The organism is Bacillus sp. MM09(2025) (assembly GCF_050496725.1).
Lineage (GTDB): Bacteria > Bacillota > Bacilli > Bacillales > Bacillaceae > Bacillus > Bacillus pumilus.
Map to the genome: position 1 here is coordinate 551,252 of NZ_JBNWEN010000001.1, position 26,771 is coordinate 578,022.

The 26,771-nt window shown below is 38.0% G+C and carries 27 protein-coding genes, 6 pseudogenes and 1 riboswitch; of the genes and pseudogenes, 7 read left to right on the forward strand and 26 right to left on the reverse strand.

Going from position 1 to position 26,771, the window contains the following annotated elements:
- Nucleotides 1-21 precede the first annotated feature (21 nt).
- Together ACQYAC_RS02855 and ACQYAC_RS02860 are read right to left on the reverse strand one after the other, a co-directional pair.
- Complete coding sequence (locus ACQYAC_RS02855; protein ID WP_429942664.1) at nucleotides 22-762, reverse strand: SDR family NAD(P)-dependent oxidoreductase; 741 nt, start codon at nucleotides 760-762, stop codon at nucleotides 22-24.
- A gap of 110 nt (nucleotides 763-872) precedes the next feature.
- Nucleotides 873-1,454, reverse strand: a complete 582-nt coding sequence (locus ACQYAC_RS02860; protein WP_429942665.1) for a TetR/AcrR family transcriptional regulator — start codon at nucleotides 1,452-1,454, stop codon at nucleotides 873-875.
- A gap of 586 nt (nucleotides 1,455-2,040) precedes the next feature.
- On the opposite strand from ACQYAC_RS02860, the gene ACQYAC_RS02865 reads away from it, so the two are divergent.
- On the forward strand, nucleotides 2,041-2,355 hold the full coding sequence (locus ACQYAC_RS02865) for a hypothetical protein (RefSeq protein WP_429942666.1): 315 nt from the start codon (nucleotides 2,041-2,043) through the stop codon (nucleotides 2,353-2,355).
- Nucleotides 2,355-3,075: pseudogene (locus ACQYAC_RS02870) on the forward strand (DUF421 domain-containing protein). Before ACQYAC_RS02865 ends, ACQYAC_RS02870 begins: the two are co-directional and overlap by 1 nt.
- A 491-nt stretch (nucleotides 3,076-3,566) precedes the next feature.
- Nucleotides 3,567-3,626, reverse strand: a riboswitch (Fluoride riboswitch).
- A gap of 79 nt (nucleotides 3,627-3,705) precedes the next feature.
- Here the strand turns inward: ACQYAC_RS02870 and ACQYAC_RS02875 are convergent.
- Both ACQYAC_RS02875 and ACQYAC_RS02880 read right to left on the reverse strand, forming a co-directional pair.
- Complete coding sequence (locus ACQYAC_RS02875; protein ID WP_429942667.1) at nucleotides 3,706-4,125, reverse strand: universal stress protein; 420 nt, start codon at nucleotides 4,123-4,125, stop codon at nucleotides 3,706-3,708.
- A gap of 14 nt (nucleotides 4,126-4,139) precedes the next feature.
- Complete coding sequence (locus ACQYAC_RS02880; protein ID WP_429942668.1) at nucleotides 4,140-5,615, reverse strand: SulP family inorganic anion transporter; 1,476 nt, start codon at nucleotides 5,613-5,615, stop codon at nucleotides 4,140-4,142.
- Between the two features lie 211 nt (nucleotides 5,616-5,826).
- On the opposite strand from ACQYAC_RS02880, the gene ACQYAC_RS02885 reads away from it, so the two are divergent.
- Nucleotides 5,827-6,375 (forward strand): recombinase family protein, encoded by a 549-nt coding sequence (locus ACQYAC_RS02885; protein WP_148960829.1) that lies wholly within the window; start codon nucleotides 5,827-5,829, stop codon nucleotides 6,373-6,375.
- A gap of 66 nt (nucleotides 6,376-6,441) precedes the next feature.
- On the opposite strand, the gene ACQYAC_RS02890 is transcribed toward ACQYAC_RS02885, so the two are convergent.
- Nucleotides 6,442-7,110, reverse strand: a complete 669-nt coding sequence (locus ACQYAC_RS02890) for a potassium channel family protein (RefSeq protein WP_429942669.1) — start codon at nucleotides 7,108-7,110, stop codon at nucleotides 6,442-6,444.
- 139 nt (nucleotides 7,111-7,249) lie between these two features.
- On the opposite strand from ACQYAC_RS02890, the gene ACQYAC_RS02895 reads away from it, so the two are divergent.
- Nucleotides 7,250-8,587 carry a TrkH family potassium uptake protein gene (locus ACQYAC_RS02895; RefSeq protein ID WP_429942670.1) on the forward strand — a complete coding sequence of 446 codons (1,338 nt, stop codon included), beginning with the start codon at nucleotides 7,250-7,252 and terminating at the stop codon, nucleotides 8,585-8,587.
- Between the two features lie 81 nt (nucleotides 8,588-8,668).
- Here ACQYAC_RS02895 and ACQYAC_RS02900 read toward each other — a convergent pair.
- From ACQYAC_RS02900 to ACQYAC_RS02920, 5 genes and pseudogenes are all read right to left on the reverse strand, one after another.
- Nucleotides 8,669-8,884 (reverse strand): annotated as a pseudogene (locus tag ACQYAC_RS02900) (chromate transporter); the annotation flags it as partial.
- 5 nt (nucleotides 8,885-8,889) lie between these two features.
- Nucleotides 8,890-8,988: pseudogene (locus tag ACQYAC_RS02905) on the reverse strand (chromate transporter); the annotation flags it as partial.
- 95 nt (nucleotides 8,989-9,083) lie between these two features.
- The gene (gene arsC / locus ACQYAC_RS02910) at nucleotides 9,084-9,503 is read right to left on the reverse strand and encodes an arsenate reductase (thioredoxin) (RefSeq protein ID WP_429942671.1); all 420 of its coding nucleotides are present in this window, start codon (nucleotides 9,501-9,503) and stop codon (nucleotides 9,084-9,086) included.
- Between the two features lie 13 nt (nucleotides 9,504-9,516).
- Nucleotides 9,517-10,815 carry an arsenic transporter gene (locus ACQYAC_RS02915; protein ID WP_429942672.1) on the reverse strand — a complete coding sequence of 433 codons (1,299 nt, stop codon included), beginning with the start codon at nucleotides 10,813-10,815 and terminating at the stop codon, nucleotides 9,517-9,519.
- 12 nt (nucleotides 10,816-10,827) lie between these two features.
- Nucleotides 10,828-11,175, reverse strand: a complete 348-nt coding sequence (locus tag ACQYAC_RS02920) for an ArsR/SmtB family transcription factor (RefSeq protein ID WP_371869436.1) — start codon at nucleotides 11,173-11,175, stop codon at nucleotides 10,828-10,830.
- 273 nt (nucleotides 11,176-11,448) lie between these two features.
- Here ACQYAC_RS02920 and ACQYAC_RS02925 point away from each other — a divergent pair.
- A pseudogene (locus tag ACQYAC_RS02925) lies at nucleotides 11,449-11,592 on the forward strand (flavoprotein); the annotation flags it as partial.
- Between the two features lie 230 nt (nucleotides 11,593-11,822).
- Here ACQYAC_RS02925 and ACQYAC_RS02930 read toward each other — a convergent pair.
- From ACQYAC_RS02930 to ACQYAC_RS02955, 6 genes are all read right to left on the reverse strand, one after another.
- Nucleotides 11,823-12,077 (reverse strand): hypothetical protein, encoded by a 255-nt coding sequence (locus tag ACQYAC_RS02930; RefSeq protein WP_429942673.1) that lies wholly within the window; start codon nucleotides 12,075-12,077, stop codon nucleotides 11,823-11,825.
- Between the two features lie 51 nt (nucleotides 12,078-12,128).
- Nucleotides 12,129-13,232, reverse strand: a complete 1,104-nt coding sequence (locus ACQYAC_RS02935; RefSeq protein WP_429942674.1) for a threonine synthase — start codon at nucleotides 13,230-13,232, stop codon at nucleotides 12,129-12,131.
- Nucleotides 13,233-13,304: 72 nt separating this feature from the next.
- A complete protein-coding gene (locus ACQYAC_RS02940) occupies nucleotides 13,305-13,679 on the reverse strand; it encodes a RidA family protein (protein ID WP_429942675.1) in 375 nt (124 codons plus the stop codon).
- Nucleotides 13,680-13,690: 11 nt separating this feature from the next.
- Complete coding sequence (locus ACQYAC_RS02945) at nucleotides 13,691-14,341, reverse strand: helix-turn-helix transcriptional regulator (RefSeq protein WP_429942676.1); 651 nt, start codon at nucleotides 14,339-14,341, stop codon at nucleotides 13,691-13,693.
- 168 nt (nucleotides 14,342-14,509) lie between these two features.
- Entirely contained in the window at nucleotides 14,510-15,190 is a 681-nt protein-coding gene (locus ACQYAC_RS02950; RefSeq protein WP_429942677.1) for a TetR/AcrR family transcriptional regulator, read from the reverse strand.
- Nucleotides 15,191-15,232: 42 nt separating this feature from the next.
- A complete protein-coding gene (locus ACQYAC_RS02955; protein ID WP_429942678.1) occupies nucleotides 15,233-16,402 on the reverse strand; it encodes an FAD-dependent oxidoreductase in 1,170 nt (389 codons plus the stop codon).
- 219 nt (nucleotides 16,403-16,621) lie between these two features.
- Here ACQYAC_RS02955 and ACQYAC_RS02960 point away from each other — a divergent pair, with 219 nt between their 5' ends.
- Nucleotides 16,622-16,783 (forward strand): hypothetical protein, encoded by a 162-nt coding sequence (locus ACQYAC_RS02960; protein ID WP_429942679.1) that lies wholly within the window; start codon nucleotides 16,622-16,624, stop codon nucleotides 16,781-16,783.
- Between the two features lie 101 nt (nucleotides 16,784-16,884).
- Here the strand turns inward: ACQYAC_RS02960 and ACQYAC_RS02965 are convergent.
- From ACQYAC_RS02965 to ACQYAC_RS02990, 6 genes and pseudogenes are all read right to left on the reverse strand, one after another.
- Nucleotides 16,885-17,004: pseudogene (locus tag ACQYAC_RS02965) on the reverse strand (DoxX family protein); the annotation flags it as partial.
- 108 nt (nucleotides 17,005-17,112) lie between these two features.
- Nucleotides 17,113-18,258 (reverse strand): choline esterase, encoded by a 1,146-nt coding sequence (locus ACQYAC_RS02970; protein ID WP_429942680.1) that lies wholly within the window; start codon nucleotides 18,256-18,258, stop codon nucleotides 17,113-17,115.
- A gap of 529 nt (nucleotides 18,259-18,787) precedes the next feature.
- A pseudogene (locus ACQYAC_RS02975) lies at nucleotides 18,788-19,020 on the reverse strand (cytidine deaminase); the annotation flags it as partial.
- A gap of 57 nt (nucleotides 19,021-19,077) precedes the next feature.
- On the reverse strand, nucleotides 19,078-19,353 hold the full coding sequence (locus ACQYAC_RS02980; RefSeq protein ID WP_429942681.1) for a DUF2651 family protein: 276 nt from the start codon (nucleotides 19,351-19,353) through the stop codon (nucleotides 19,078-19,080).
- Between the two features lie 192 nt (nucleotides 19,354-19,545).
- Nucleotides 19,546-20,472: an alpha/beta hydrolase fold domain-containing protein gene (locus tag ACQYAC_RS02985; RefSeq protein ID WP_429942682.1), complete on the reverse strand. Its 927-nt coding sequence runs from the start codon at nucleotides 20,470-20,472 to the stop codon at nucleotides 19,546-19,548.
- Nucleotides 20,473-20,486: 14 nt separating this feature from the next.
- Entirely contained in the window at nucleotides 20,487-20,900 is a 414-nt protein-coding gene (locus tag ACQYAC_RS02990) for a MerR family transcriptional regulator (protein ID WP_429942683.1), read from the reverse strand.
- A 343-nt stretch (nucleotides 20,901-21,243) separates the two neighbouring features.
- Here ACQYAC_RS02990 and ACQYAC_RS02995 point away from each other — a divergent pair, with 343 nt between their 5' ends.
- A complete protein-coding gene (locus ACQYAC_RS02995) occupies nucleotides 21,244-21,552 on the forward strand; it encodes a DUF4870 domain-containing protein (RefSeq protein ID WP_169056608.1) in 309 nt (102 codons plus the stop codon).
- Between the two features lie 53 nt (nucleotides 21,553-21,605).
- On the opposite strand, the gene ACQYAC_RS03000 is transcribed toward ACQYAC_RS02995, so the two are convergent.
- The 4 genes from ACQYAC_RS03000 to ACQYAC_RS03015 form a co-directional block, all read right to left on the reverse strand.
- Nucleotides 21,606-23,009: a HAMP domain-containing sensor histidine kinase gene (locus tag ACQYAC_RS03000; protein WP_169056609.1), complete on the reverse strand. Its 1,404-nt coding sequence runs from the start codon at nucleotides 23,007-23,009 to the stop codon at nucleotides 21,606-21,608.
- A gap of 2 nt (nucleotides 23,010-23,011) precedes the next feature.
- The gene (locus ACQYAC_RS03005) at nucleotides 23,012-23,719 is read right to left on the reverse strand and encodes a response regulator transcription factor (protein ID WP_061408016.1); all 708 of its coding nucleotides are present in this window, start codon (nucleotides 23,717-23,719) and stop codon (nucleotides 23,012-23,014) included.
- Nucleotides 23,720-23,849: 130 nt separating this feature from the next.
- Entirely contained in the window at nucleotides 23,850-25,115 is a 1,266-nt protein-coding gene (locus tag ACQYAC_RS03010) for a glucuronoxylanase (RefSeq protein ID WP_058015629.1), read from the reverse strand.
- 31 nt (nucleotides 25,116-25,146) lie between these two features.
- Entirely contained in the window at nucleotides 25,147-26,682 is a 1,536-nt protein-coding gene (locus ACQYAC_RS03015; RefSeq protein WP_429942684.1) for a glycoside hydrolase family 43 protein, read from the reverse strand.
- Nucleotides 26,683-26,771: the final 89 nt, after the last annotated feature.

Sequence of the window (26,771 nt, forward strand, 5' to 3'; positions counted from 1 at the left end):
AAAGTTTCGATTTAGAAAAATTTAATTGGAAGCAGTAATTCCACCATCAATAACAAATTCTGAACCTGTTGAATAACTTGCATCATCTGAAGCAACAAACAAGACTAGTTTAGATACTTCTTCCGGCTCACCAACTCTATTTAATGGCACTGTTAAATCATCTATAAAACCAGCAATCTCGTCTTGTGAATCAATCATTGGCGTTCTAATTGGCCCTGGATGTACAGAATTCACACGAATATTATACTCTGCAAATTCCTGTGCAGCTGTTTTTGTCATTCCAGTAAGAGCAAATTTTGATGAATCATAGGCCACAAAACCATATTCACCACGAATACCATTTATAGAAGAAATATTTACAATAGAACCCTTTCCAGCTTTCTTCATCGAATGCAATACAGCTTTCATGCCAAGAAAAGGTCCAACCTGATTGATTTTAATTACTCTGTTATACTCTTCTTCTGTAATTTCTTCAATTTTACGGAATAAATCGACACCAGCATTGTTTATAAGAATATTTACAGGTCCGAATTCAGCTTCTGCGAAATCAATTACACGCTTCCAATCACCTGCATTTGAGATATCGTGTTTAATGAATCGTGCATTATCTCCTAATTCTTTCGCCAGTTCTTCTCCTTCTTCTTCAAGAATATCTGAGAAAATGACTTTAGCTCCTTCTTCAACAAACAAACGTGCATGCGCCTCTCCTTGACCTCTTGCCGCACCAGTAATAATAGCAACTTTACCTTCTAATTTCCCCATTGATAATCCTCCTAGTGATTTTCCCTATAAAATTCTTAATAATTTCCGTACGAACGTTCGTAAGTTTTAGAAGAAAAATATAACCCGTCATATTAAACGGGTGTATATTATTAAATTGAACTCGTTATGCCTTTCCAATAAATCTCCCATGATACCGCCAATTTTTCTTCAAATTTTTCTGCATTCGAATCTGAATAGATTAACTCAACGAGAATCCCATCCAAAAGGTTTGAGAATGAAATCATTCCCTCCTTAGGAGAAACGCTGATACTTTCTTCTTTTTCAAATATTTGAATTAATATCCGTTCTAATTCGTGGTTATATAAATGAAATTGACTCATCACAGTATTCCTTAATTGGAAAGGGGGCATAAATGCCATTCTTAAAACAAATTTTAATTCTAAATCTTCTTGTATCATATACCTATCTTTATACTTCATTAACAGCTTGTTCAGGATAAATTTTGATGATTGATCTGAATTTTCTTCGAAGAAATTTCTAATGAAATATATCTCATTATTAATTGTATCTTCCATGACTTTAAGGAAAATTTCTTCTTTCGTTTTAAAATATGAATAAACAGATTGCTTTTTCAATCCTATATCTTTAACAATATCATCTAATGTTGTTGCTTCAAAACCCTTCATGACAAACTGTGCTAATGCACTTTGCTTTATTTCTTGAGCTTTCATCACAATCTCCTTACGAACGTTTGTAAGTTCAGTCTAACTAGTATAGATTTCTCTGTCAACTTATATTTATTTTTCGCCTAAAAAAAACCAAATGTCCTTAAAAATGGACTCAGAGGCCTTTTAAGAATACATATTTTAGTTGACTATTTTGGTATCTCTCCAACTAAGTGAACATGAGGATGGAACGGCAGTACAGTTTATAAAGTACTTATTTAACTAGTGTTGACAACGCATATAATGGATCTATGTTTACTTCGTTGTACACATTTTAACACCTTATCTGTTGTTGCTGTAGCATAGAGACTTTGATATATCCCCCACCATTCTGGAGTGATTTCAGCTCGATTTAGATCTGTTTGGAGTCTTCTGCTTCGAATACAGGAGTTACTCATGGGTCGGATAAGTATTCTAATTGACATATGACCTCTCCATAATAGTCAGGTCTGGTTTCGTCCGTGTACCTTCTAATATCAAAGTGTATTTACTTGAAAAACTGTATCAATTTACCGTGATAAAAAAAACAATCTAACCATAAAATAAGAACTCTTCCCCTATCATCCAAAAATAAAGTAAGGTGGTTGAGTGAATGAAGGCGAAAAACATATTGATAATTCCGATTATCACCTCTTCTATAGCAAGAGCAATGGAAATATTAAAAACAAAAGACGATGTAAATCTTCATATTGAACCGATCTTTGATTTTAAGGAATCCTTTGCAGGACCTTTTGCGTCCATTAGAGATGATGAGGGTTTTAAAAATCAAATCGGTAATGACTTCAACGTTCAGGATAATGTTGTTACTCATAGAATGAAGAATGTTGAATATGGAAGTATTATTGCTATGAAACAAGAGGGTGCAGATAGAGAACTTGCGCTTGGATACCATGGAGATAATAAATAATGGAAACGTTTATAGAAATTTTAAAGGTATATGGAAGGATCATCACTATCATCCCTTGTCTTTTAATTATGACATTGTTCATGGGAAAACGGGCAATAGGAGAAGTGCCTGTATTTGATTTCTTGATCATTATTGTACTAGGTGCCGTGGCAGGGGCAGATATCGCTGATCCGGATATTCCTCATATATATACATTTTTATCAATAATAGCTATTGGATTATTACAAATCATTGTGTCGAAATTTAAATTAAAAAATCGTTTTTTTTGGACGACTGATTACATTTGAACCAACTATTGTCATCCGAAACGGTGATTTTATTGTAGGAAATTTACAAAAAATCCGATATTCCTTAGATAATGTCTTACAAATGTTAAGAGAAAAAGATATTTTTGATGTAAATGATGTAGAATTAGCCTTAATCGAACCAAATGGGAAACTAACTGCTTTTAAAAAACCTCATAAATCTACTGTTACGGCAGAGGATGTAGGAATTAAAAAAGTATCTGGAAACATTGCTTATCCTGTTATTATTGAAGGTAACATAGAAAATCAGGTTCTCACTCAGTTACATTTAACCGAACAGTGGCTTGTTCAGGAGTTACAGAAAAAAGACCTGAAAATGGTTGATATTTTTTTTGCATCAGTTAATGCGAACCATGAATTGCATGTATCATTAAATAGTAACTACAAAAATTTTAATCAGGAGATAAATCATTAGTTTGTGACTTTTTCGTATAATAAAGCCGAGAAAAGACAATAGAAAATATGACCCAGCTAAAAGTTTCAAAAAAGCTGCGCTTAGATCAACGCAACAGATATTGTAGGCAGGCTGGTGCAACAACCAAAAAAGGGTTCATCCCATACGAAGTATAAAAGTCTATGGTATCGGAGTACGAACATGCACTAAGTGTATCATCTACCTCTTTCGCCAGCCTGCGAATGCTAATGACTTCCTATCAATACACCAATAAAAGCTAAAATAATTCCACCAACATAATTTAAATGTAGAGAAGGTTGTAAACGCCCCCATGAATCCAATCCCCAAAAAGGCATATAAGTCTGAATGTAGCCCCTTACCAACCATCCAGCATCAAAAGTCCCCCAAATAAACTAAGTAATACATAAAGCCTGTCCCCACTAAGAAATAAATCAATTCATATCATCTCCTTTAATTACTTAAGTAAAAAAATAGACTCCTACCCATTTATAAAGTGGGTAGGAGTCATTAGCACGATGGCAATTACGGCGAACTCCATCGCCTATATATATTTTTAATGCTTTAATATTTTATTATTTTAAGTTTATTTCAAGTATTTTAGAACATGCAACTCTACTTTCTATCTCTGCCTTATTTCACAATTAAAACTGGACAGTCCACTCTTTTGGCTACTTTATGACTGACGCTTCCTAGAACCATTTCTTGAAAGGAGTTTAATCCTCTGCTCCCTATAATAACTAGATCAAAATGATTGTCATTGGCATAAGAAACGATTGTTGGACCGGGATCACCATGTTTCATCGTTAGTTTATAAAGGAATTCTTCAGTTTTAAATTTTTCCTCTATTTTTTTCAGCTTCTGTCTTCTAGCTTGCTCTAGTGCCTCTGCGCTTCCACTATGCAACACTTCACTTTTAGATTTAGCATAATCCAAAATATAAATGATCTCTACTTCTGTATCAGTCGTTAATTTTCCTAATTGGATCGCATGGTCAGTTGATCTTTCAGAATGGACTGAACCATCCACAGCCAAAAGTATTTTTTTATACATTTCCATCCCCCTCATTAATGACTTGATGCTTTTGCATTTGGTTGATCATAGGTAGCTAATTTCTTTATTAATTTTTTGCTGGCGTCGTTTAATCCTGTTAGAAGAACGTCTTTATTGTTTTCTTTCAATTTTAATACAACTTTATCGATCGCTGCTACAGCTGAATCATCCCAAATATGGGCTTCAGCAAAGTTTAATGTGACTTTTTCTTTTTTTTGATCACTGAAAGAAAATGATTTAACAAAATCCTGAACTGATGCAAAGAATAGTTGACCTTTAATATCGTATACTGTTTCTCGATTTGAAGAGTTTGAAGAGATTTTCACATGAACCTTTGATATTTTGGCTACAAAAAAGATAGCACTTAAAATGATTCCCGCAAAAACACCTTTAGACAAATCGTGAGTTGCTACAACTGTAACTACAGTTACAACCATTACAATAGAGTCAGATAAAGGAACTTTAGTAATTGTTCGTAATGATGACCAATCAAATGTACCAATAGAAACCATAATCATCACACCAACTAGAGCAGCCATAGGAATTTTCACGACCCAATCACCAAGGACGATAATGAGAAACATTAAGAAAACACCTGCAACAAATGTGGATAAGCGTCCCCTACCTCCTGATTTCACATTAATCACTGATTGACCAATCATGGCGCATCCTGCCATTCCTCCGAAGAATCCGGCAACAATATTAGCAATACCTTGACCACGACTTTCCTTATTTTTATCACTTTCTGTATCTGTCATATCATCTACGATAGATGCGGTTAATAAAGACTCTAGAAGCCCAACAATAGAAAGTGCTAATGCTGTTGGAAAGATGATCATCAATGTGTCAATGTTTAAAGGAATATTAGGAATCATAAAGCTCGGTAAAGAACTTGTGATTTTACCTAAATCGCCTACAGTTCGTAATTCGAGATGACCAAAAATAGCTAAAACAGTCATTGCAACAATGGCGACAAGTGGAGCAGGTACCACTTTAGTGAACCGTGGAAGTAAATAAATAATGAGTAACGTAACCGCAACCACGATATAAGTGAGGTTCGATATTCCAACAAAATGGGGCACCTGTGCCATAAAGATTAGAATGGCAAGTGCATTTACGAAACCTACCATAACCGATCTAGGTATAAATTTCATAAAGCGAGCAATTTTAAGTGCACCAAATATGAATTGGATGATCCCGGTTAAAATTGTCGTAGCAAATAAATACTCAATACCGTGCTCTTTCACTAAGGTTACCATTAACAAGGCCATAGCACCCGTAGCAGCAGAAATCATTGCAGGACGACCGCCTACAAAAGAAATGACAACGGCGATACAAAAAGATGCATAAAGTCCAACCATTGGATCTACACCTGCTATTACTGAAAAAGCAATAGCCTCTGGTATTAGAGCAAGGGCAACAACGATCCCTGCTAAAATATCTCCTTTTACATTGGGAAACCATTCATTATGAAGTTTTTGTATGAACAAAATAAAGAACACTCCTTCTTTTTTTATTGACTTCTAACTCTCATAGAAGTCAGGTCCGTTGATAACATCTTCAAATTTAACAGACCAAGATTTAAATGTCCATCATTTTTTGTACCAAAAACGAGCTTTTTTGGTACTGTATATCATTGAGAAAGAATCGTATTGATTTTTTGTTATAATAACAATAAGCAAATTCTTTGGAGATGATAAAGTGATTTTCGGTTATGCACGTCCATTTAGCCAGGATATAGATATGACTTTACAAACAAAAGCTCTTGAAAATAAAGGGTGTGATAGGATTTATTATGAACAAACAATATCTCCTAAAGATAGACCTGAATTAAATCATTTATTACATTCTATAAATACGGGAGATCAAATATTTGTTTATAAATTTTATAGTATTGCTGATTCTACACGACACCTAATTGAATTAGTTCAATTACTACAGCAGAAGCATGTCCAATTAATATCTATCATTGATCAAGTAGATACATCAACAAATGAAGGTAAAGTGTTTTTTAAGCTTATGAAGAGTGTTGGAGATTTTCAATATGATGTTTTAAGCGAGAGTACTAAGGCAGGTATTTATGAAGCTAAACGAAAAGGAAAAAATACAGGTCGCCCTAGAAAGCCTGATGCTAATGTCAGGCGAGCATTAGATATGTATCAAAGTAAAAAATATAACATCGCTCAAATTACACTCGAGACGGGTATAAGTAAAACAACTCTATACAGATATTTAGAGGATGAAGGGTGATCTTACTCATATTATGAAAGACGAGGGTTCTTTGTCTCGACCCCTCTCTCCTCTTTATAATTAAAGTTATTGGTTTTGCAATTCATTTCTTTCAAAACGTGCTATATCTTTCATTGCTCCAATGACAATTAGTATATCGTTTTTGTGAATTTGTTCATGAGCAAGTGGGGAAATAATCACTTCTTTCCCTCGTTTGATAGCGACAATATTGATTTGATATCTCGCTCGAATGTCAAGATCATATAGTGACTGATTTTCTAAATGTCCGTTTGCTTCAACCTCAATTAATCCATATTCATCAGATAACTCCAAGTATTCGATGACATTATTTGTAATGATTTTATGCGCGATTCTTTTCCCCATATCTCTTTCTGGATGGACAACTCGATCGGCACCAATTTTATTTAGTAACTTTTCATGGTAATCATTATGTGCTTTTGCCGTTACCAGCTTCACTCCAAGTTCTTTTAATATAATCGTTGTTAAAATACTAGCCTGAATGTTTTCACCTATAGCAACAATTACATGATCAAAGTTTCGCATTCCTAAGTTTTTCAATACTGCTTCATCTGTAGAATCGCCAATGACCGCATGAGAAGCGATTTGTGCATACTCGTTTACACGATCTTCATTTAGGTCCATCGCTAGCACTTCAAGTCCCTCTTCGCTTAATGCTTTACATATACTCCCGCCGAAGCGACCTAACCCGATAACAGCAAATTCTTTTTTTGGCATTTTAATGACTCCTTTTTGTGTATATCAAATCTTGATCAATTCTTTTCTATTTAAACAAATTGATCATCGATAAACATTCTTATCCCTATTCGTTATATAATAACATTAAAATTTCAAGTGATTGAAAGTAGGCTAGAAAATGTTTAAATATGATCATTTTTTAAAAAAACCAGTAAAATTAACGCCTCCTCAAATTTTGTTGTTTGGATTTTTGACGGTCATTGTCATAGGGGCATTTTTTTTAACTCTACCATTCTCTACTGTTGAACCCATCTCAATCATTGATGCTTTTTTTACAGCTGTATCAGCAACAACTGTTACAGGTTTAGCTGTGGTTGATACAGGAACAACCTTTACTTTATTCGGGCAAATTGTCATTATGCTGATGATACAAATTGGTGGGCTTGGTTTTTTAACTTTAGCCGTCATGGTTATCCTGTTATTTGGTAAAAAGGTAGGTTTACGAGAGCGGTTATTGGTTCAAGAGGCTTTTAATTTGACAAATATAGGCGGAATTGTACGCCTTATCAAGGTTTTGTTTATCTTTTCGATGACATTCGAGTTAATGGCTACGTGTATATTATCATTTCGGTGGATACCGGAATATGGTTTTTTTAAAGGGGTATACATCAGCTTATTTCATGCCATTTCAGCTTTTAATAACGCAGGTTTTTCTCTTTTTTCAAATAGTTTGATGGACTATGTAAATGATCCACTGATTAACCTGACCATCACCTTCCTGTTTATGATCGGTGGCCTTGGATTTACAGTGATTTTTGACATTTGGAATAAACGGCGATTTAAATTATTGTCAATCCATTCAAAGCTTATGATCATAGGAACCCTCATAACAAATGTTGTTGCGCTGTTACTTATATTTTTAATGGAATTTGGTAATCCCCATACTTTAGGTCCAATGAACCTTCTTGATAAATTCTGGGCCTCTTATTTTCAAGCTGTGACACCAAGAACCGCGGGTTTTAATTCAATTGATATCGCACATATGCATGAAAGTTCTTTAACTCTGATGATGCTTCTTATGTTTATTGGTGCTGGAAGTGCGTCCACAGGAAGCGGGATTAAGTTAACAACGATGATGATCATTTTGATCTCTGTCCTGCATTTTCTGAAAGGGAATAAAGAACCCGTTATCTATAGACGTACAATAAAACATGATGTAGTTATTAAAGCATTATCTATTAGTTTTATCAGTTTATGTTTTGTGTTTATCACTATTTTTTTATTGACGATGACTGAAAAAGCTCCTTTTATTGATATTGTCTTTGAAACTTTTTCAGCATTTGGTACGGTAGGCCTTTCAATGGGATTAACACCGGATTTAACGTTTTTAGGTAAGGTTATTCTTTCGATTCTGATGTTTATTGGTAGAGTAGGTTCTCTAACGATCGTATTTATCTTTATGAAACGAACGAAAAGCCCAATACGTTATCCAGAGGGAGAAGTGTTTGTCGGTTAAAATAAACATTCATGGATTCACCTATAACATGGTGAATCCATTTTTTTGTCCGAAATATTTAATTCATTATCAACGTCTTACTTAGAGAAAAGCTAGCAATGAACTACCAACTGTACCAACTACTACAATAAACCAAGGCGGTAACTTCCAAAAAGCCAACATGCTGAATAAAATAGACACCAAGGCAAAGTCAATCGGCTTTAAAATAGCGCTTGTCCAAATAGGCTGATAAAATGCAGAAATCAAGAGGCCCACTACTGCTGCATTTACGCCCATCATAGCTCCTCTTACTTTTGGATAACATCCAACCATTTTCTTCTTCGTACATACTCTTCGTGGAAATATCCTAAGTGAGCAATTGGGCCACCAAATGAGGTGAGCCCAAGTTTTGTTGAAACCATGAATATGTCGAATACAGTTCGGATTGAGGTTCTCTCTTTATGTGTGCTGAACGATGGTTCTTTCATATTATTTCTCCCTTCACATATGAAAGATGTTATTTTCCAGTCTCAGCAAACTGCTTCAAGCGATCTCCAATTTCATCTCTTACTCTTTGGAAAAATGCCCACTTCTCTTCTTCTGTTCCTTCTGCTTTTGCTGGATCATCAAACCCCCAATGGACACGTTTGACATGAGTAGGAGTCATCGGGCATTTATCAGCTGCGTCACCGCATAGTGTTACGACTAAGTCAGCGTGATGCAATATCTTCTGATCAATCAGATCAGACGTTTGATTAGATATATCAATCCCTAACTCTTTCATTGCTTTTACAGCATTCGGATTTAATCCATGAGCTTCAATACCAGCGCTATAGACCTTCCACTCATCTCCAAGATGTTTTTTAGCCCAACCTTCAGCCATTTGACTGCGGCAAGAATTACCGGTACATAAAAAGTATATTGTTTTCTTTGACATTTGATCGTCTCCTTTAATGTATAATCATTAACCAGAAATACAACGCTAAAAGTGTGATGAATAGTGTTGGTACAGTTAAAATGACCCCTATTTTGAAATATGTGCCCCAGGAAATCTTCACCCCTTTTTGAGAAAGGACGTGGAGCCACAGCAGTGTTGCTAAGGAGCCAATGGGCGTAATTTTTGGTCCTAAATCAGAACCAATGACATTTGCGTATATTAACGCTTCTCTCATCATTCCTTGTGTATCGGTGCCGGATATGGCTAATGCATCGATCATGACCGTCGGCATATTATTCATGACAGATGAAAGAATTGCTGCGATAAATCCCATACCAAGAGTCCCTGCCAATAAACCTTGATCTGCTACAGCTTGAATCACGCTTGAAAGAGCATCAGTAAGCCCTGCATTTCGCATGCCATAGACAACAACATACATACCTATGGAAAAGAAAACGATCGCCCAGGGAGCTTCTTGTAGAACGCTTTTTGTTTGAACAGCAGGGCTTTTTTGTGCAATGACCAAGAATAAAATGGCAATCACTCCAGCTATGACCGATACAGGTATAGATAAAAATTCGCTTGCAAAATAACCAATCAATAAAAAAGCTAATATATACCAAGATAATCTAAACATCTTTGGATCTTTTATTGCTTCACTAGGTTGCTTTAACTCAGTCATATCATAGCGTTTAGGTATACTCCTTCTAAAGAAAAGGTACAGCACAGTGATACTCGCTAGCAATGAAAAAAGGTTTGGAACAACCATTCTGGATGCATATTCAATAAACGTAATGTTGAAATAGTCGGCTGTTACAATGTTCACCAAATTACTTACGACAAGAGGAAGCGACGTTGTATCTGCAATAAACCCACTCGCGATAATAAAAGGGAATACAATTTTTTCATTGAAGTGTAATGCTCTCACCATGGCTAAAACAATGGGTGTCAAAATAAGTGCTGCCCCATCGTTTGCAAATAAAGCAGCGACGATTGCACCAAGGATGGTCACATACACAAACATACGTAGCCCACTGCCTTTTGCAGCCTTTGCCATATGCAATGCTGCCCATTCAAAAAAGCCGATTCGATCAAGTATGAGTGAAATGACGATAATGGCGACAAAAGCTAAAGTCGCATTCCAAACGATGCCTGTCACGGTGATCACATCGTCAACATTCACAACACCTACGATTAAAGCTAAAATGGCCCCTCCACATGCGGACCACCCTATTGATAAATTTTTTGGCTGCCAGATAACCAATACCAAAGTGAACAAAAATATGAGTAATGATAAAACGGCAAAACTCAAACTCATCCCTCCTTACGAACAAGAAATGTTTGTTACGTTATGTTGTATGTTTTTTAAAAGGTCATCTTCTTTATCAATTTGATTTAAGATGATACGAATCGTCTCAAATTCTGGAGACAGTGTATTGATTGAATAATAACGCCACTGCCCTTTTCTGTTCTCCTGAACAAATCCAGCTTTTTTTAATTTTCGTAAATGCTGACTAATAGCTGGCTGACTCATTTCGAACATATCTACCAGTTCACAAACACAATATTCTTTCTCCAAAAACAATTTCATCATGATCAGTCTTGTTTGATCACTGAGTGTTTTTAAACAATTCGACATATGTGTCACACCAATTGAAACATCTGTAGTCACAATGATTCCCCCCTCTTAAAGATAGGTGACGGTTCCTGTTATCAACTCTTCCAATAGTATATAACCAAAAGATTATATAATCAATCGATTATATGAATTTAAACAAAAATTTATTCTCATGAAAATTACAGAAATTATACGGATTTTAAGAAAGCAGATTATTAGTGAGGTATTTGGAGGAGAAACCAATGATCGATTGCCTGCAAGAGGTCAATTAGATATTAGATTAAGCCATTTAGTAAGGGAATTCTCTTCAATAGAGTGCGTTCTGGAATAATTAATCCTAACATGCACCGCTGTGGTACTGTACGACCACATGGTGAAAAAGAACTGAGACAACCAGATACAAACTTTCATATCATTGGTTCCAAAAGTTATGGAAGCGCACTTACTTTTTTATTAGCCACCGGTTATGAGTAGGCTCTATCTGTTGTGAAAATGTCTTGTTGTATTAATGATTAAAAAAAGCAAGTCTCGTTTTGGGACCTGCTTAATTAGGTAGTATTTTTTCCATAGCCTTTACATCAACATATTAGTGAATTCATTTTTAATCCCGCTGTTAATAAAAAAGCGTTGAATAGCATTAGCATTTCCAGCTTCAGGTTCTATATAATGTTCATCTGTTGTAGAATTGGATAAATTTAATTTTATATCAATCCTATTGGCTCATTTTGTTGATGCGCTAGTTCCATTCCTTCTGCCAAATAAAGAGCGTTCTTTTTATCTATATCATCATCTGGCCAATTGCGGGTCAGTTGACGTAATCTAACTGCAACGGTCCTACAAACATCTGGCATTAAGTAACTATCAGAATCCGAAAGATCCAGCAAAGGAATGATGTCATCTGTAAAGTTTTCAAATGGTATGTCCCCGCCAAAACCCTCCATATCATCTAAATTCATATCGATACATGCTGCTAGCTTGCATCTGAAAGCATGGAAGTCGGTGTAGAGTTATTTTGATTTAATCCCTGCACCACAAAGAGGTATGACAATGGTTTCTTCTGGTTCCTTTTGATATTTCATGTAGCCAGCCAAATTGACTGCAGATGTCACTTCGACATAAAATCCTTTCTCACTCAGTGTAGAGCGTGCATGTAAGATCTCATCTTCTTCAATATCAATAAACGTACCATTGGTATCTAGTACAGCTTCTAAAATTTGTTTGGAGCGTGCTGGAGCAGCAATGGCAATCCCTTCTGCTAAGGTCCCTTTATTCGTCACAGGTGATGCTGATTCCTCTTCATTTTGATATGCTTTCACAAGGGGTGCACAGTTTTTCGCTTGTATGGCAACGATTTTCGGTATTTTATGAATGAAACCATTTTCAAATAACTCTTTAAAGCCATAATACGCACCTAGGAGGAGAGTACCGTTTCCAACCGGAATGATTAAAGCATCAGGTGCTCCTTTTAGCTGCTCATAGATTTCATAGGCGTATGTTTTAGTCCCTTCAAAAAAGTAAGGATTATAGACATGGCTTGCATAAAACACGTTTTCATTGTCTACAGCCTTTTGTGCCGCAGCTGCAATGTCCTCTCGCGTCCCGTGAATTTCTTTAATCGTTGCACCATGTGCTTTTATTTGAGCAACCTTTTTAGGTGAAGTGTCATCGCTTAGATAGATGTCACAGGCAATCTCGCAGCGTGCTGCATAAGCTGCAATCGCCGTTCCTGCATTCCCGCTACTATCAGCAATCACCTTTGATACCCCTAATTCTTTAGCCTTTGTCATTAGAACAGCGGCTCCTCGGTCTTTAAAGGATAATGTTGGCATCATGTAATCAACTTTGACATAAGTGTTTGGCTCATTAGGATCTAGAACGATTAAAGGGGATTGACCCTCCCCCATTGTTACAGTTTCCCACGTCTTAGAACCTTTTGAAAATGGCATGGTTTCAACATAACGCCATAATGAATTTGGATAGTGATCCCAAGCTGCGATATCTATTTTCGGGGTATCTTTCACCAAATTTAATACTCCACCACAATCACATTTCCATAGAGTTGGTGTCAACTCATATTTGTTCCCGCAATGGTTACAAATCAATTGATTCATCAATCATCCACCCCTTCGAATATTTTTTTATACGAAATATAATTTTTTATATAGAGTAGGCAAAAAAATATCTTAAATATATGCAATGGCATCCATTTCAATTTTGAAACCAAAATGTAATTCATTCGTTGGTACAATAGTACGTGCTGGTTTATGTTCACCGAAAAATTCAGTATAAACAGCATCGACTTTGTCCCATAAATGAATATTTGAAATGTATAATGTCATGCGCAAAATATTCTCTTTTTTACTACCAGCAGCTTCTACAATCATCTCTACATTTTTTAGCGCTTGTAATGTCTCTTTTTCAATGGGGCCGAATTCTTTTTCTCTCGTTTCGGGATTGATGGCAAATTGCCCTGAAACATAGACCGTGTTTTGATGAATGGTTGCGAATGCATAGTGTCCGTTTGCTTTTAGATTTCCTACCTCGAGTATGCTTTCCATTTTGACACTCCTTACCTTGATTTATTTTTGATTTCATCCAAATAGCTATAGACGGTTACTTTGGAAATGCCTAACATAGAAGCGACCTTCTCAACAGATCCTTTCATTAAAAAAATGCCCTTTTCATCCATGAATTTAATTAGTTCAATTTTTTCATGACGTTTCATGACTGGATGAACACTGTTTTGAATGATCTGTTGAATCAACTGATCTACTATTTCTTCCACATTTTCAAGATCATCATTTGATGTTGTTTCTTTCTCATGAGCTTCCACTTGTGTAGTAAGAAAAGTATCCATAAATTGCTGCATTTGATTCAGTGCTTCAACATCAAAGTTGATACAGAAAGCACCGATCACTTTTTGCTTTGAATCACGTATTAATGAAGTCGAAGAACGAATCGTACGTTTATCTTCTGTTACAAATGTATAACCAGCAAGATAATCTTCTTTAAAATCTTCTGATTGTAATACTGTCTTTACTAAATGATCAAATGATTGACCGATTTCTCTTCCTGTCACATGGTTATTTACTGTAAACATGACAGATGCTTGAGGGTTCGTTAAATCATGAATCACCACTTCACAATTTGGTCCAAACATTTTTGCAGTAGATTTTGCTAAAGGAATATAAGTTTCTAATAACTTTTTAATATGTTCCATGCCTAAGCACCTCATTTTTTTATTCCACTAGATTATATAATTTTTTATATATAAAAACAATATATAGATTTATTTATATATGTATCATGATGCTCACAAGATCAAAATGTGAAAAAAACATATAAAAAAAGCAGCCATTCATTGACTGCTTTTTGCTTGTGCTCCTTTCTAATTGATTTCTTTCTGGATTCCATACAAAATGACGTCAATTCCCCATCGGAACCGTTCCATTGAAACGGTATCACCTGCAAACATTTCTTCTTTTACACGATGAATGAAAGGAAAACGCGTTTTGTCTGCATCATCAAATGTTTTTTTAATGTCTGAAATCTGCGAAGAGCCTTGTTTCTTCCAAGATACCTTTTCGTATGCTACGGAAGATACGTATAACAGCAATAGGTCTACTCCCCATGCTGCGGATGTAGATTTGATCCCGCCTTCATGCAATGCAGCGAGAATATGTTCGGTCAACTGAAGAAAGTTCGTTCCTTGTGGAATGGTGGAAAGAGAAATTTCAGCGAGACCAGGTTTTTCGAATAGCAGTAGGAAATAAGTATGCAATATGTCAAATAACTGTTCTTTCCATGTGCCATCCTCTGCATTTGGATAAACCATTTGGCCGAGACCATAATCCAATACGTAAGCACTGAGTTCTTGAACATTGTTCACGTAGACATACAAGGATGCAGGTCCCGTATCCAATGCTTTAGCCACCTTACGCATACTCATGCCCTCTATCCCTTGCTCCTTAAGAAGCTCATAGGCCGTTTGCACAATCAGCTCACGGCTTAAGGGTTCTTTAGCCGGCCGAGACCGGCGACTTATAATACGACGATTTGAATTGTTCATACTCTCTTTATAACATGTCAAAGTAAAATAGTAAATTGAGCATCAATCACCGTTTTCTTGAAAAGAATTCATCATATCTGCAAGCTTGACCGCAGCGTCTTTTGAAAAACACAGCTTTAAACTATTCTCCGATTCACGAGCCTTTTCCGATGAATATTCGTACATCATGTCTTCGTATTCTTCAATAGCCTTTTCAATATGATGAGGATGTCGGACAATAGCAAGTGCTAGCTCCCTTGCATCAAACATCGCCATGTTGACACCCTCGCCTGCGAATGGCGACATGACGTGAGCTGCATCACCGATAAGCGTTACTCCTTTATGACGATTCCATTTAAAACCGGTAGGAAGCGTATAAATCCGTCTTGGAATGATGGCATCTTCTGCATAACGAATATAATTTTTCAGCTGATCATCCCAATCACTAAATAACTCTAATAATTGTTCTTTTGCTTCTTTCGCTTGATGAAACGGTATACCACAAGTCTCGATCCAGTTGCGTTCGACCATAAGGCTTGCATACACTTTGATTCGTCCATCTCCGTTTAATTGACCAATCAGCCCTTTGTGGTCTGCTAAAGCAAACATCTTACCACGTTTATTAAATTCAGCTAAATCAGGGTGGTTCTCCTCTACGCTTAAGACATTCAGTTCCAGCATCGTGAGCCCAGAGTATTCAATCTCAATATCTGTTAACAGAGGACGCACACGAGAGAAAGCACCATCAGCCCCAATCAAAAGGTCAACTGTCTCGACAACCCCGTTTTCAAAATGAAGCTCCGTCATGCCGCTTTCTAATGAAACACATCTTTCTAATTTGTATCCATATTTGATGTTTTCAGCATCAATTTGATCCAGCAGCAGTTCGCACAACACACCACGATCAATTTCTGGACGAGTGCCTTTTTGATCTGATTCCGTTTCTTCATCTAAATAAATTTTTCCTGATTTATCAAGTAATCGGAAATCTTCTCCTTCATAACGGGCATTTCTTTGAAATTTCTCATAAACTCCTGCTTCTTTTAAGGCTTTTTGACCTGTTTCTTCGTGAATATCCAGTGAGCCTCCTCGTTCAAGACTCTTGTCATGAATCTCCCGTTCATAGATGGTTGTTTGTATACCGTAATTTTGCAGAATTAAGGCGAGTGTTAGTCCCCCAGGTCCTCCTCCAATGATAGCGATTTGCTTTTGATCCTTAGATAATGCCGTCATCGTATGCATCTCCTCTTCCTTTATGGAAATTGTTTAAAACTACATCTCATTTGTATTATAACGAACATCGTTCGTAAAGAACAGTGTTCGTTTGAAATTGTTTGTTTCACGATTGTGTTTTAATGAAAAGAAACCAATCGCCCGCCATCATGTGATACACTCCATCTAGGAATCTTAAAGGTTTCCATTGTTCAAACTCTGAGTGTAAGAGGTGTTTCTATGAATAAATTATTGGCAATGTTGATATTAGGATTGGGCTTTAGTGGTGCCGCGCTTATTCTTTCTGTCCCTTTGTTATTCAAAGCCAAACCAGAACAAGCTGAGCTGTTATTTGCTGCTGGATCAGCGGCGCTTTCGCAGTATTTGCTGTCTCATGCCTAATTCTTCGAAAACGATTCAATCGCTAAAAAACCTAAACACACAATCCACCATTAGAACAATGGGGATGTGTTTAGGTTATTGTGGCTTACCTTGATATAAATTTAAAGAATGTGATATAAGCTGACCCCAATACTGAGAGCGAATAAAACAAGTGCAGGGATTGCTTTTTTAAAGGGATCTTTGACCAATACGATCAGAGTAAATGCAGCTGCCAGCATCGTTATTACTTATTCAAGATGATTGATCCACCTTGCATTTTCTCTTCATTTACAAGCTAAGAGAGTCAACTTGAAGAATACTCTTAAAAAATGTCAGCAGCTTACCCTATCTCACTTGTTACTGGTTTTTTTGATTAAGTCTACACCTTCATATGACAGGTTTTCCACACGTACAGCCTTTTGCAGGATATAATGATCAAAAAAAGTCTTCGTATAGTCCGTCACAAGATTTCGCATCTCTAATGCCTCCCTCGTGCCTCTGAGCTCTTCATCTACACCGCTAAACACGATGTCACAGTAATCTAAATGTGCAGCACCATCAACAGAGAAATAATAGGTTTCCATGCTGTTGTTAGCTCCAATGATTGCATTCATATCATAATTCGGTTCAGAAAACAGCAGCAAAAAAGGTTTGTTGAGGTCACTGTCGAGAAGGCCGAATGCACCACTATCTAAGCCAACCCCGCAGGCAAACCGGTCGTCATCCCGGCAAACAAAAGCCGCTGTAGGTCCGCCATAAGAATGTCCGGCGATACCCATGCCGATGCCGAGCAGCAGTCTGTTATGAAAGATGGACTTCGATTCTCCAGAGTCTAGTTTGTGAAGATAATCGGCTGCGTACTTTACATCTTCAGCCTGTTGTTCACTATATCTTGTTAACTCGTTAATGATTGGTAAGGAAAGGACGTTACGGCACATCTCAATAGCCGTTTCATCGTCAGAACGCATCTTCATCTTACCAGCTAGCGTCATCATCTCTGGATCTTCAGAAAACGCCATAATGACATTCGAAAAATCCTTTGATACATTCAACAGCTGCCCATCTTTGCGTTTGTACATGGTGCTATTCTGATGGCCGATACTGACGACAACAAATCCCATGCTTGCTAGGTCTGAGCAGAGTACTGTCCCCCATTCTGGTGAACCGCCCCCGCCGCAAACATAAAATAGTACTGGATAGCGCTCTTTCTTCCGAGAAAGAGCCACATCGTCATAACAATGCGTTTTCATATCGATAGAGAAGAAGTTTATTTTCTTCAAATGCTCAGTGACAAGCGGCTGGTCATGAAGCATTTCGTAGACTTCAGGAAACATGTACGTGGATGGAGTCTTCCCTTCGCTGCTATCAGATGGATAGTACATAAATGCGGTCAGTTCTCTTTTCGAGTGATCTGATGCCGTATACTCAAAATCCATCTGGATTCGGCCGGCTATATAGCTACCGATTGGTTTTGGAAATGTGTCATACCTTTTCATTCTTTTATGCCCCTTTCATCTTGAAAATGGATATCTGTTCTTTGCAGGGTGAGTATCGTTTTGTGATATAATCTTGAGTCAAAGACAAGTGCTAAGAGAAATGAACTTGCTGAATGGAATTCTTGATTGTGAAACATTCTGAAGAAATGATAGGGTGATAGCGATGAGAAGACTTGAGTCTGGTATATCAATAGACAACGAAATGTTCTCTGATGTTGCCAGGTATGAAAACGAAACAATCAGTAGAACGACAATCATTAACTCAAACCTTCGTTCTCCTATATTTTGGAGCTGTCACCTGCATCATCTTGTATTTGATACGTGTGATCTCACGAATGCGAGATTTTTTGCTGGTAGTACGATTGATGATTGTACTTTTAAATGGAACAGTATATGTTTAACACGAAACATATGGAGAAAATACATGGGGCTGCTTTTGTGGAGCGATTTTTCAGTCATCTTGGATGGAGCAAGGATTACATTTAACGTTTGCTGCATCCCTTTTCCTACTTTATCTTTATGTGGTACATCAGCTTCGAGTATATTTGAGCGGAATGAGTTCTTCGATTTTCACCTTGACCAGCTCCCCATCCATCTTAAGGATGACAAAACATGCTGGTCCATGAGCTCCCGGCAGATGCCGTAAGGGCTTACTCCCCTAATTCTTCTATCGTCTTCATCTGAATAAGGGTGTCTCACTGCAACAATTGTATCAAAATCCTTATATCCATTCGATAAAGCGCTGCCAATCGCAATGGCTTCTGGATAGATCTAAAGTTTTCATGGAAACAAAAAATTATGTTTACATATATCATCTTCTTATCTTTTTTTATAGCGATGAATCATATAGCAGATCATTTTTGTGATGACAGAGGTACACATGCATAGAAAGGTCATAGTGATGACCCAATACATATTCGACATATCAAACCCCGTATAGGCAAAGATAAAAACGGTTGAAGCTGCAAAGGTGATTATTAGAACGATGTAGACCCGCTTAAAAATGATATAGCCTACAATCCCCCATATTAAAAATAACAAAGGTAATGTAAATAAGATCAGAGCCATAGGTTGAAGAAAAGAAACACTCATCATTCACTCTCCTATACTAACCAGCCATTTTTCATCCCAATGAAAAAGCGAACAATCATTATATTAATGGGGAATACGCTCATTGTAAACAAAAATTGGAATTTAAGGAAGTGGAATCTGTATTGAATGGACATTGTGATTGTATTTAAAAAGACTGCTTAAAAGGAAGCAGTCTTTTTGGTGTGAACGGAATCCCTAACGATTGATCACCTGAATGATTTTCTCCTGAGCATCTTGTGCCTCAGGGATTGGCATGACAACAAACACATGCAGCATTTCAGGATAAACAAAGGTTTTGATGTCCATTCCTTGTTCTGTTAGGTTTTCATCGAGCTTTATGGCATCTGGATATAACATATCATGTGTTCCAATGAAATGAGTAATCTTCGCAAGTCCTTTGAAGTCACCGTAAATGGGACTAATCAATGGGTCAGTTACATGTTGATCAGCTATCCAAATCTTTGCAATGACTTCCATTCCTTCATGACCTAGAATCGGGTCCTTTTTTGCATATTCAAACATGAGAGGATTGCTTAAGCTCATGTCGACACATGCAGATAATAAAATAATATCCTTCGGCTGTGGTAGATTCTCCTTCTTTAAAAGGTGCGCCAGACCAAGTGAGATGTTTCCACCAGCTGAATCTCCCATGATCGTCAATTGATTGGCACTTCCGGCAGTTTTCAGAAGGTCTTTATATAGGTTAAGAATTTTCGGATACGTATCCTGATAGCTATAATGAGGCACTTTTGGATAAATAGGAGCGACCACTTTCGCACCTAGTGATTGCGCCATTTTATCCATGAACCACCAGTGGACATTCAAAGGCTGATTTGTCCATGCACCGCCATGTAGATAGAGAATGACTTTTTGATTTTGTGATGCTTGTTCATTTAATGTGAAAACTTGCATACCTTCGAATGTTTGCTCTTGTACCTCACTCATTAACTTCACATCATCTCCAATGGCATAAGGCTGCGTATTTTCAATTCCTTTTTGCTCAAGAAATTTTTTTGTGTGTTCGATACTAGAAAAACTCTCTTTATTACTTTGCGAAGCGAATAATGTTTCAAATTGAATACTTTCTTCAGAACGCTCACCATGATAAATTTCTACACTCATTTTTTTCTCTCCTTTCACTCAAATGATGATTGATCATCCTCATTTGGTACACGAAATGATTCCAGGTAGACTTGTACTTTTTTTTCAGGGGTCTTTAATAAGTTAGATAAAAGGTCTTGAATGAGACGAAGGCTTTTAATTTTCTTTTCAATTTCTTCATGTTTAAGATGGACAATTTTTCTTAGTGTATCAAGTTCTATGTCTTGACTTAGCATGTCCATAATTTCAGCTATTTCCTTTAATGAATAACCCAGCGTTTTCGCATCTTTGATCAATTGAATCTTCACAACATAGTCTTCTGTGTAGAATCTGTAACCGTTTGAACGTCGTCTTGGAGCAGGTAATATGTTGTGCTCTTCATAGTAACGAATTGCGGCAGGACTTACTCCTGTTTTTTTGGCAAGTTCTCCTCTAGTCATCAACTCCATCGTTACTCCTTTTTTATTATTTTGTCTTACTATATGTACATTATAAAGGTTGAACTATACTTCAAGGTCAAGGTGAAACATTCATTTTATGTTAGGGGAAAAATGACGAAGCCAGAGGATCAGAGAGATGAACAAAGTCAACGTTTTTTTCTAATAGATTAAATTGAAAAACCTTGTTTGTATTTTATTTTTCATTGATCATTCTACTGTTTAACATTTTTAAGGTTGCTGTAAGGTTCGGATTAATACAAGTTAAGGTTGAGGTTGTACAATGGGTTTGTAAGGAAGTGAGGGATGAGTCAAATGGTCCTCTCTTCTAAATCAATCATAGAGGTGAAAAGGTTTGAGAGAAAATAAAATTTTGTCTTCATTATGTTACTTCAGTATCTTTTTTGCACCGTTTCTGTTTCCGATTATCGTCTACTTCTTAGGAAAGGATGAAGTAAAATATCATGCGAAAAAGTCACTATGGACGCATGTTATTCCTTATTTGATTTTCGGTATTGGGATTGCCAGTTCAGGTTTACTTGGTATGAACGATATCAGCCATGCTGGTCCGTTCTTAATTGCAACGTATGCTGTGACATTCCTTGTGGCGATCTACTTCTTCATTTGGAACATTGTGAAAGGCATTAAAGTGTTTTCAGAATAATAGATGGAAAAACGGTTCTGTGATGAAGCAGAACCGTTTCTTTGTGTGTCCGTTCAAGCGGGTAATTGGATATCAATCGTTGTTCCTTCCCCTATCATACTTTGTATCGTAATATCTCCGCCGTGTTTTTGGATGATATCTTTTGCAATCGCCATTCCAAGACCAGAGCCTGCATGTGTCCCTCCTGTATTCGTCCCTCGATAGTAGCGGTCAAACACTTTTTCTAGCTCTGCCTCTTCAATTCCTTTGCCGCTGTCTTGAATTGTGATGTGGGTATGTTCTTTTTGTTCAAGGTGTACAATGATTTTCACATCAGCATCATTGTGAACAAGGGCATTTAAAATGAGATTGGTGACCGCTCTTCGTATGAGGATCGTATCAATATTCAGCATAAGCTTGTCTACATTCGTTTGCAGCTCGATGGTCTGATCTGCATATCTAGAATCGTTGAGGATATCAATTAACGTTTCACGCAGCAATGGCACAATGTTCACCAGTTCTTTATGCAGCATCACATCGTTATTTTTCAGCCTTGTGGTTAAATTTAGATCCTCCATGACATCTTTGATGTACAGTGATTTATTCTCTATGATGCTGGCATAATGTTTGATGTCTTGATCTGAAAGAGGATAATTAGGATCTTTCATGATTTCTGCATAGCCTTGAATAGAGGATAATGGTGTTTTAATATCATGAGAAATATGACTGATCCACTCCTCCCGCATTTGCTCTAATTTGTCTTTTTCTTTTTGACTTGAAGCGAGCTGCTCTGATAAGTGATTGACATTATAGAAAACATCTTTATATATCCCCTTAGTTGGCAGCTTTGTCGTATAATCTCCGTTTGCGAGCCGCTGGATGCCATAAATGGCACGACCGAGCGGTTTGATGAGCTGACGGCTGAATAAGTATCCAATGAATAAGGCAATGATGGCATCAATCGATAATAAAATCATCGTCCCGATATTGAATTGTGCTATTAAGTCTTTCGTATCAAAAGAAAATAAATATTTTCCGATGGAAGGGTCCTTAAATCCGATAAAGTAGCTGTATTCCTTGCCCTTTCCATTTTTCCCCCCAGCATAGATCGTCGACATCAATTGCTTATCTTTATATTTATGTAAGTTTACGATTTCTATAGGTGTGTATTTGCTTTTTAAGCCTTTAGGTGCTTGTGCATGATAAACATCTTGTCCATTTTCGTCTAATATTTGAATCCATGCATTTTGTTGTTTTAAGGCTTGCTGTCCTTCTTTACTCACAGTGATATCTTGATCGGACAAGGTGATGTATTGTTCAAATGTTCTTGTGAAGGTTTCGGGCGTATTTTCTTCGTTTTGCTGGCTGCTTGCTTGTAGTATAAGCCAAATCATGAATCCAAATAAGTTAATAAAGACCGTGATAATGGTCACGATAATGACAGAGACCATATATCTGCCTGTTAATCGCCATTTCATCTTTACGCATCCTTTACAACAAATTTATAGCCTAGCCCTTTAACCGTCACGAGAAATTCTGGTGTAGATGGGGAATTTTCTATTTTCTCTCGAAGTCTTCGTATATGAACCATCACCGTATTATCAGAACCGAAGAAATCCTCTCCCCAAACCGTTTGATAAAGCGTTTCTTTACTGATCACGCGATTCGGGTGCTGCAAAAAATAGGTCATGAGCATAAGTTCTTTCGGAGTGAGCTCAATCGCCGCTCCGTTTTTCGTCAGTTCCGCTTGCTGCTCGTTTAACTCAAATGGCCCTTTTTTGATGATGGGATCTGGTTGAGAAGGCTGTAAGTATGACGACCGTCTAAGCTGGGCTTTTACCCGGTAGGCGACTTCTTTTGGACTGAACGGCTTTGTAATATAATCATCACCGCCAATGGCAAGTCCTACAATTTTGTCTGATTCCTCTCCCTTTGCTGATAAAAAGATAATCGGAACATGCGAGACGTCTCTGATTTGTTTGCAAATATCGTAGCCTTCACCGTCTGGCAGCATAATATCCAGTATGACGAGATCGGGTTGTTCTTGATGGAATTGCGAGAGCCCGTCACGGGCAGTTGAAGCTGTTATCACCCGGTCAATGCCTTCTCTTGTTAATACGGTATGGATTAATTCTAAGATTTCTTTTTCGTCATCTATAATCAAGACTTTGCTTTGAAGTTTTGGCATTATGATCACTCTCCTGAAGTCATTGTTATTATTATACCCAAAGTGGAGACGTCGTGAAAAATCAACTTTCTATTTACACAGAAAAAAGCCAATTTTCTTTTTTAATGAGAAAATTGGCTTTTGTTGTTTTTTAGCGTTTGACCACAAATGTTGTCACACTTTGAGCTGGGAGATGTGCCCAAAATTGATTTCCTGATATGTTTAGGTCAGTTCCAGGCTGAAGGTTACTGTTGCTGCTCGTAATCCATCTTGACGCTTGTGAAGCGGTTCCGTTTTGCATGACAAAGTGTTGATTGACTCCTGCATTGTTTTTGTTAATCGCGACAATGACGACCTGGTTGTTTCCTTTATAGGCTGAGACGAAAACATTTGGTTCAGGGCTTTTCGTTGCATCAATTCTGACGAACCCTGGTCGCACAAACTTGGAGAAATGCGCCATGTTGTATCCACGCTTGCTAATCATTCCATCTTCTTTCATAGGACCGTATGATCTCCGGATGTACCACCATACATACGCTTGAAAGTCCCCTTCCACCATTGAATGGTGAATATGCTCTGATACCCCTAATGCCTCTGGCCAGCGGTCCGCTGAATTGTTATCACTATTCGGGTAGTAGACCTCTGTCATCCACAGCTCTTTTCCTCCTCCTTTTTGTTTGAAAAGAGGATACGGAAGCTGGCTGATTTGGGTTCCGTACAAATGGGCACCGAGAATGTCCATATTACTAAGCGCCTGCGGATCGTTTAAGATAGGATCTGAGATATTTTTAAGGTATTGAAAAGATTCTGGTGCAATCACACGTGCATTAATGGAGCCAGCATTTTCTCTCATGAATCGCAGGATTTCCTGAGGTGTCCACCATGTCCATTCATGTGCATAATCAGGCTCGTTCTGTACAGAAATGGCATAGAGATTGACGCCATTATTTTTCATGAATGTCACAAAATCATTCAAATGCTGAGCATATGCGGCGTATTGATTGTATCTCAGCCGCTTTGCAGACGCACCATTACGGTTGAAAGTCTCTACCATATGGCTTGGAGGATTCCAAGGCGAAGCGATCACCAAAGCGCCGTGCTCTATCGCTCTTTTGGCGGTGGCGACTTCTCTCTGCCAATTATTTCTGTTCTCGTCTACATAAATCCGTAAAATGGAGAATCCTAACTGATTCTGTCCATTGCCAAAGGCGGTATCCCTTTGAGGGCCGGTCAAATCACCAATCCAAGCCGGGTGGTTCATTCCGCCAAAGCCGCGGATCACTTGTCTTTCCGCATTGACATTAATATTCGCATCTGCCGCTGACACCTCAGTTACCCCAGGCCCTAAAAACATGACAGACAACATAGTGAAGCAGACCAATAAAGTGCAAATTGGTTTTTTGATTATGGACATCAAATTTTCCCACTCTCCCATCAACCAGTTTTGTTTACCTTTGAGTAAACTGCCAGGAATCAAATTGGAATAGGCTGGAACCATTTCCTTTGAAGACAAAAAATACATTGTGTACTCCCGTTGCCCCGTTGACTGCTGTTTCTATTTCTCGCCAGTTTCCACCTGTGGAAGGGACATTGAGTGTTCCGGCAATTCTGCCGTCTGGACTGCCAAGACGTACTTCAATTTGTCCGCCTGAAGCGGCTGCTACATTGGCTTTAAAGGTTCTGGCACCCATCGATCCGAAATCGACATTACTGACAGCTACCCAATCGCCGTTTTGAATATTTGTGACATGCTGATTATTGACTGGCCCACCAGGTGCTGAGGAGGCCTCTGTTAAAATGCGTCCATTCCAAGCGAACGTTTCAGCTTCTACCCGCTGATAAGGATTTAGGTTGGAAAGCTGTTTAACGCCTTCAAAATTGGCTGCGACCTCTCGAAGGGAGCCGTCAGCATTATGCACAAGCTTATTAATGTGTGGAGATCTGTAGCCTTTCCCTGCTCCGTATAAGGCAGAGCTCACCGTTTGTGTGTGATACACGACATACCACTCGTTTTTAAAATTAAACACAGCATGATGGTTGTTACCGCCGCCACCGAAAAATGAACCCGGATTTTTCAAGAAGTGTCCTTTATACGTAAAGGGACCCATAGGACTTGAGCTCGTCATATAACCGATCTCGCCTGGTGGTTTATCTGCTGGGTGGGAGCCGCCAAAATTGATGCAATAGGAATAGTAATAGGTACCGTTATACTTATGCATTCCCGAATCTTCAAACATAAAAGGGGCATCAATGGTTGATGCACTGCCGACCACACTTGTCATGTCAGGCCCTAGCTTCAGAACTCTTGCTGTTTTAGGATTGGCCCATTGTCCCTGCGTTGGATTTGAACCGCCTGGAACGCCTCCTCCGGCATATAAATAACCGGTCCCGTCATCATCTACAAATACGGCTGGATCAAACAGCCATACAACACCGGACATCCCTGGTGTATTTGGCGTGACGAGCGCTTTTCCGATAGGATCTTTCCAAGGACCAATCGGGCTGTCCGCTGTCAAGACGCCAATCCCTCCGCCGCTGTTAGCAAAATAGAGGAAAAATTTATCCTTCCCATTGATCTTCTTCACCGCAGCGGCTGGAGCCCAAGAAGCGCCTGCCCATTTGGCAATCCCTTTCCCGCCATTCGCCCCATTGGCACCTGCTACTGGAATCGCTCCGTGATCTGTCCAGTTCACCATATCCGCGGAAGAGATGACAAAAACCCTATTCAAATTTGCAAAAGAATTGTCCTTAATCGTTCCATTGCTGTGATACTCATAGTCATCGCTCGACATATAAATGTACACTCTTCCGTTATAGGTGAGCGCAAACGGATCCGCCCCCAGGTGATGGTCTATGAGCGGATTTGCATTTCCTACTCGTTTTGCAATGGGGGTACTTGCTGCACTCGCATCATATACAGGTACACAGCTTAGTACCAAAGCAAGAATCAATAAACCTAAACCGCACTTCATCCTCTTTCTCATCGTGTCATTTTCCTCCTGTTTTCATCTTCCTAATATTGGGGTTTACGCCCAATTTCAAATTATGTTGATAGACGCTGATGAAGAATGAA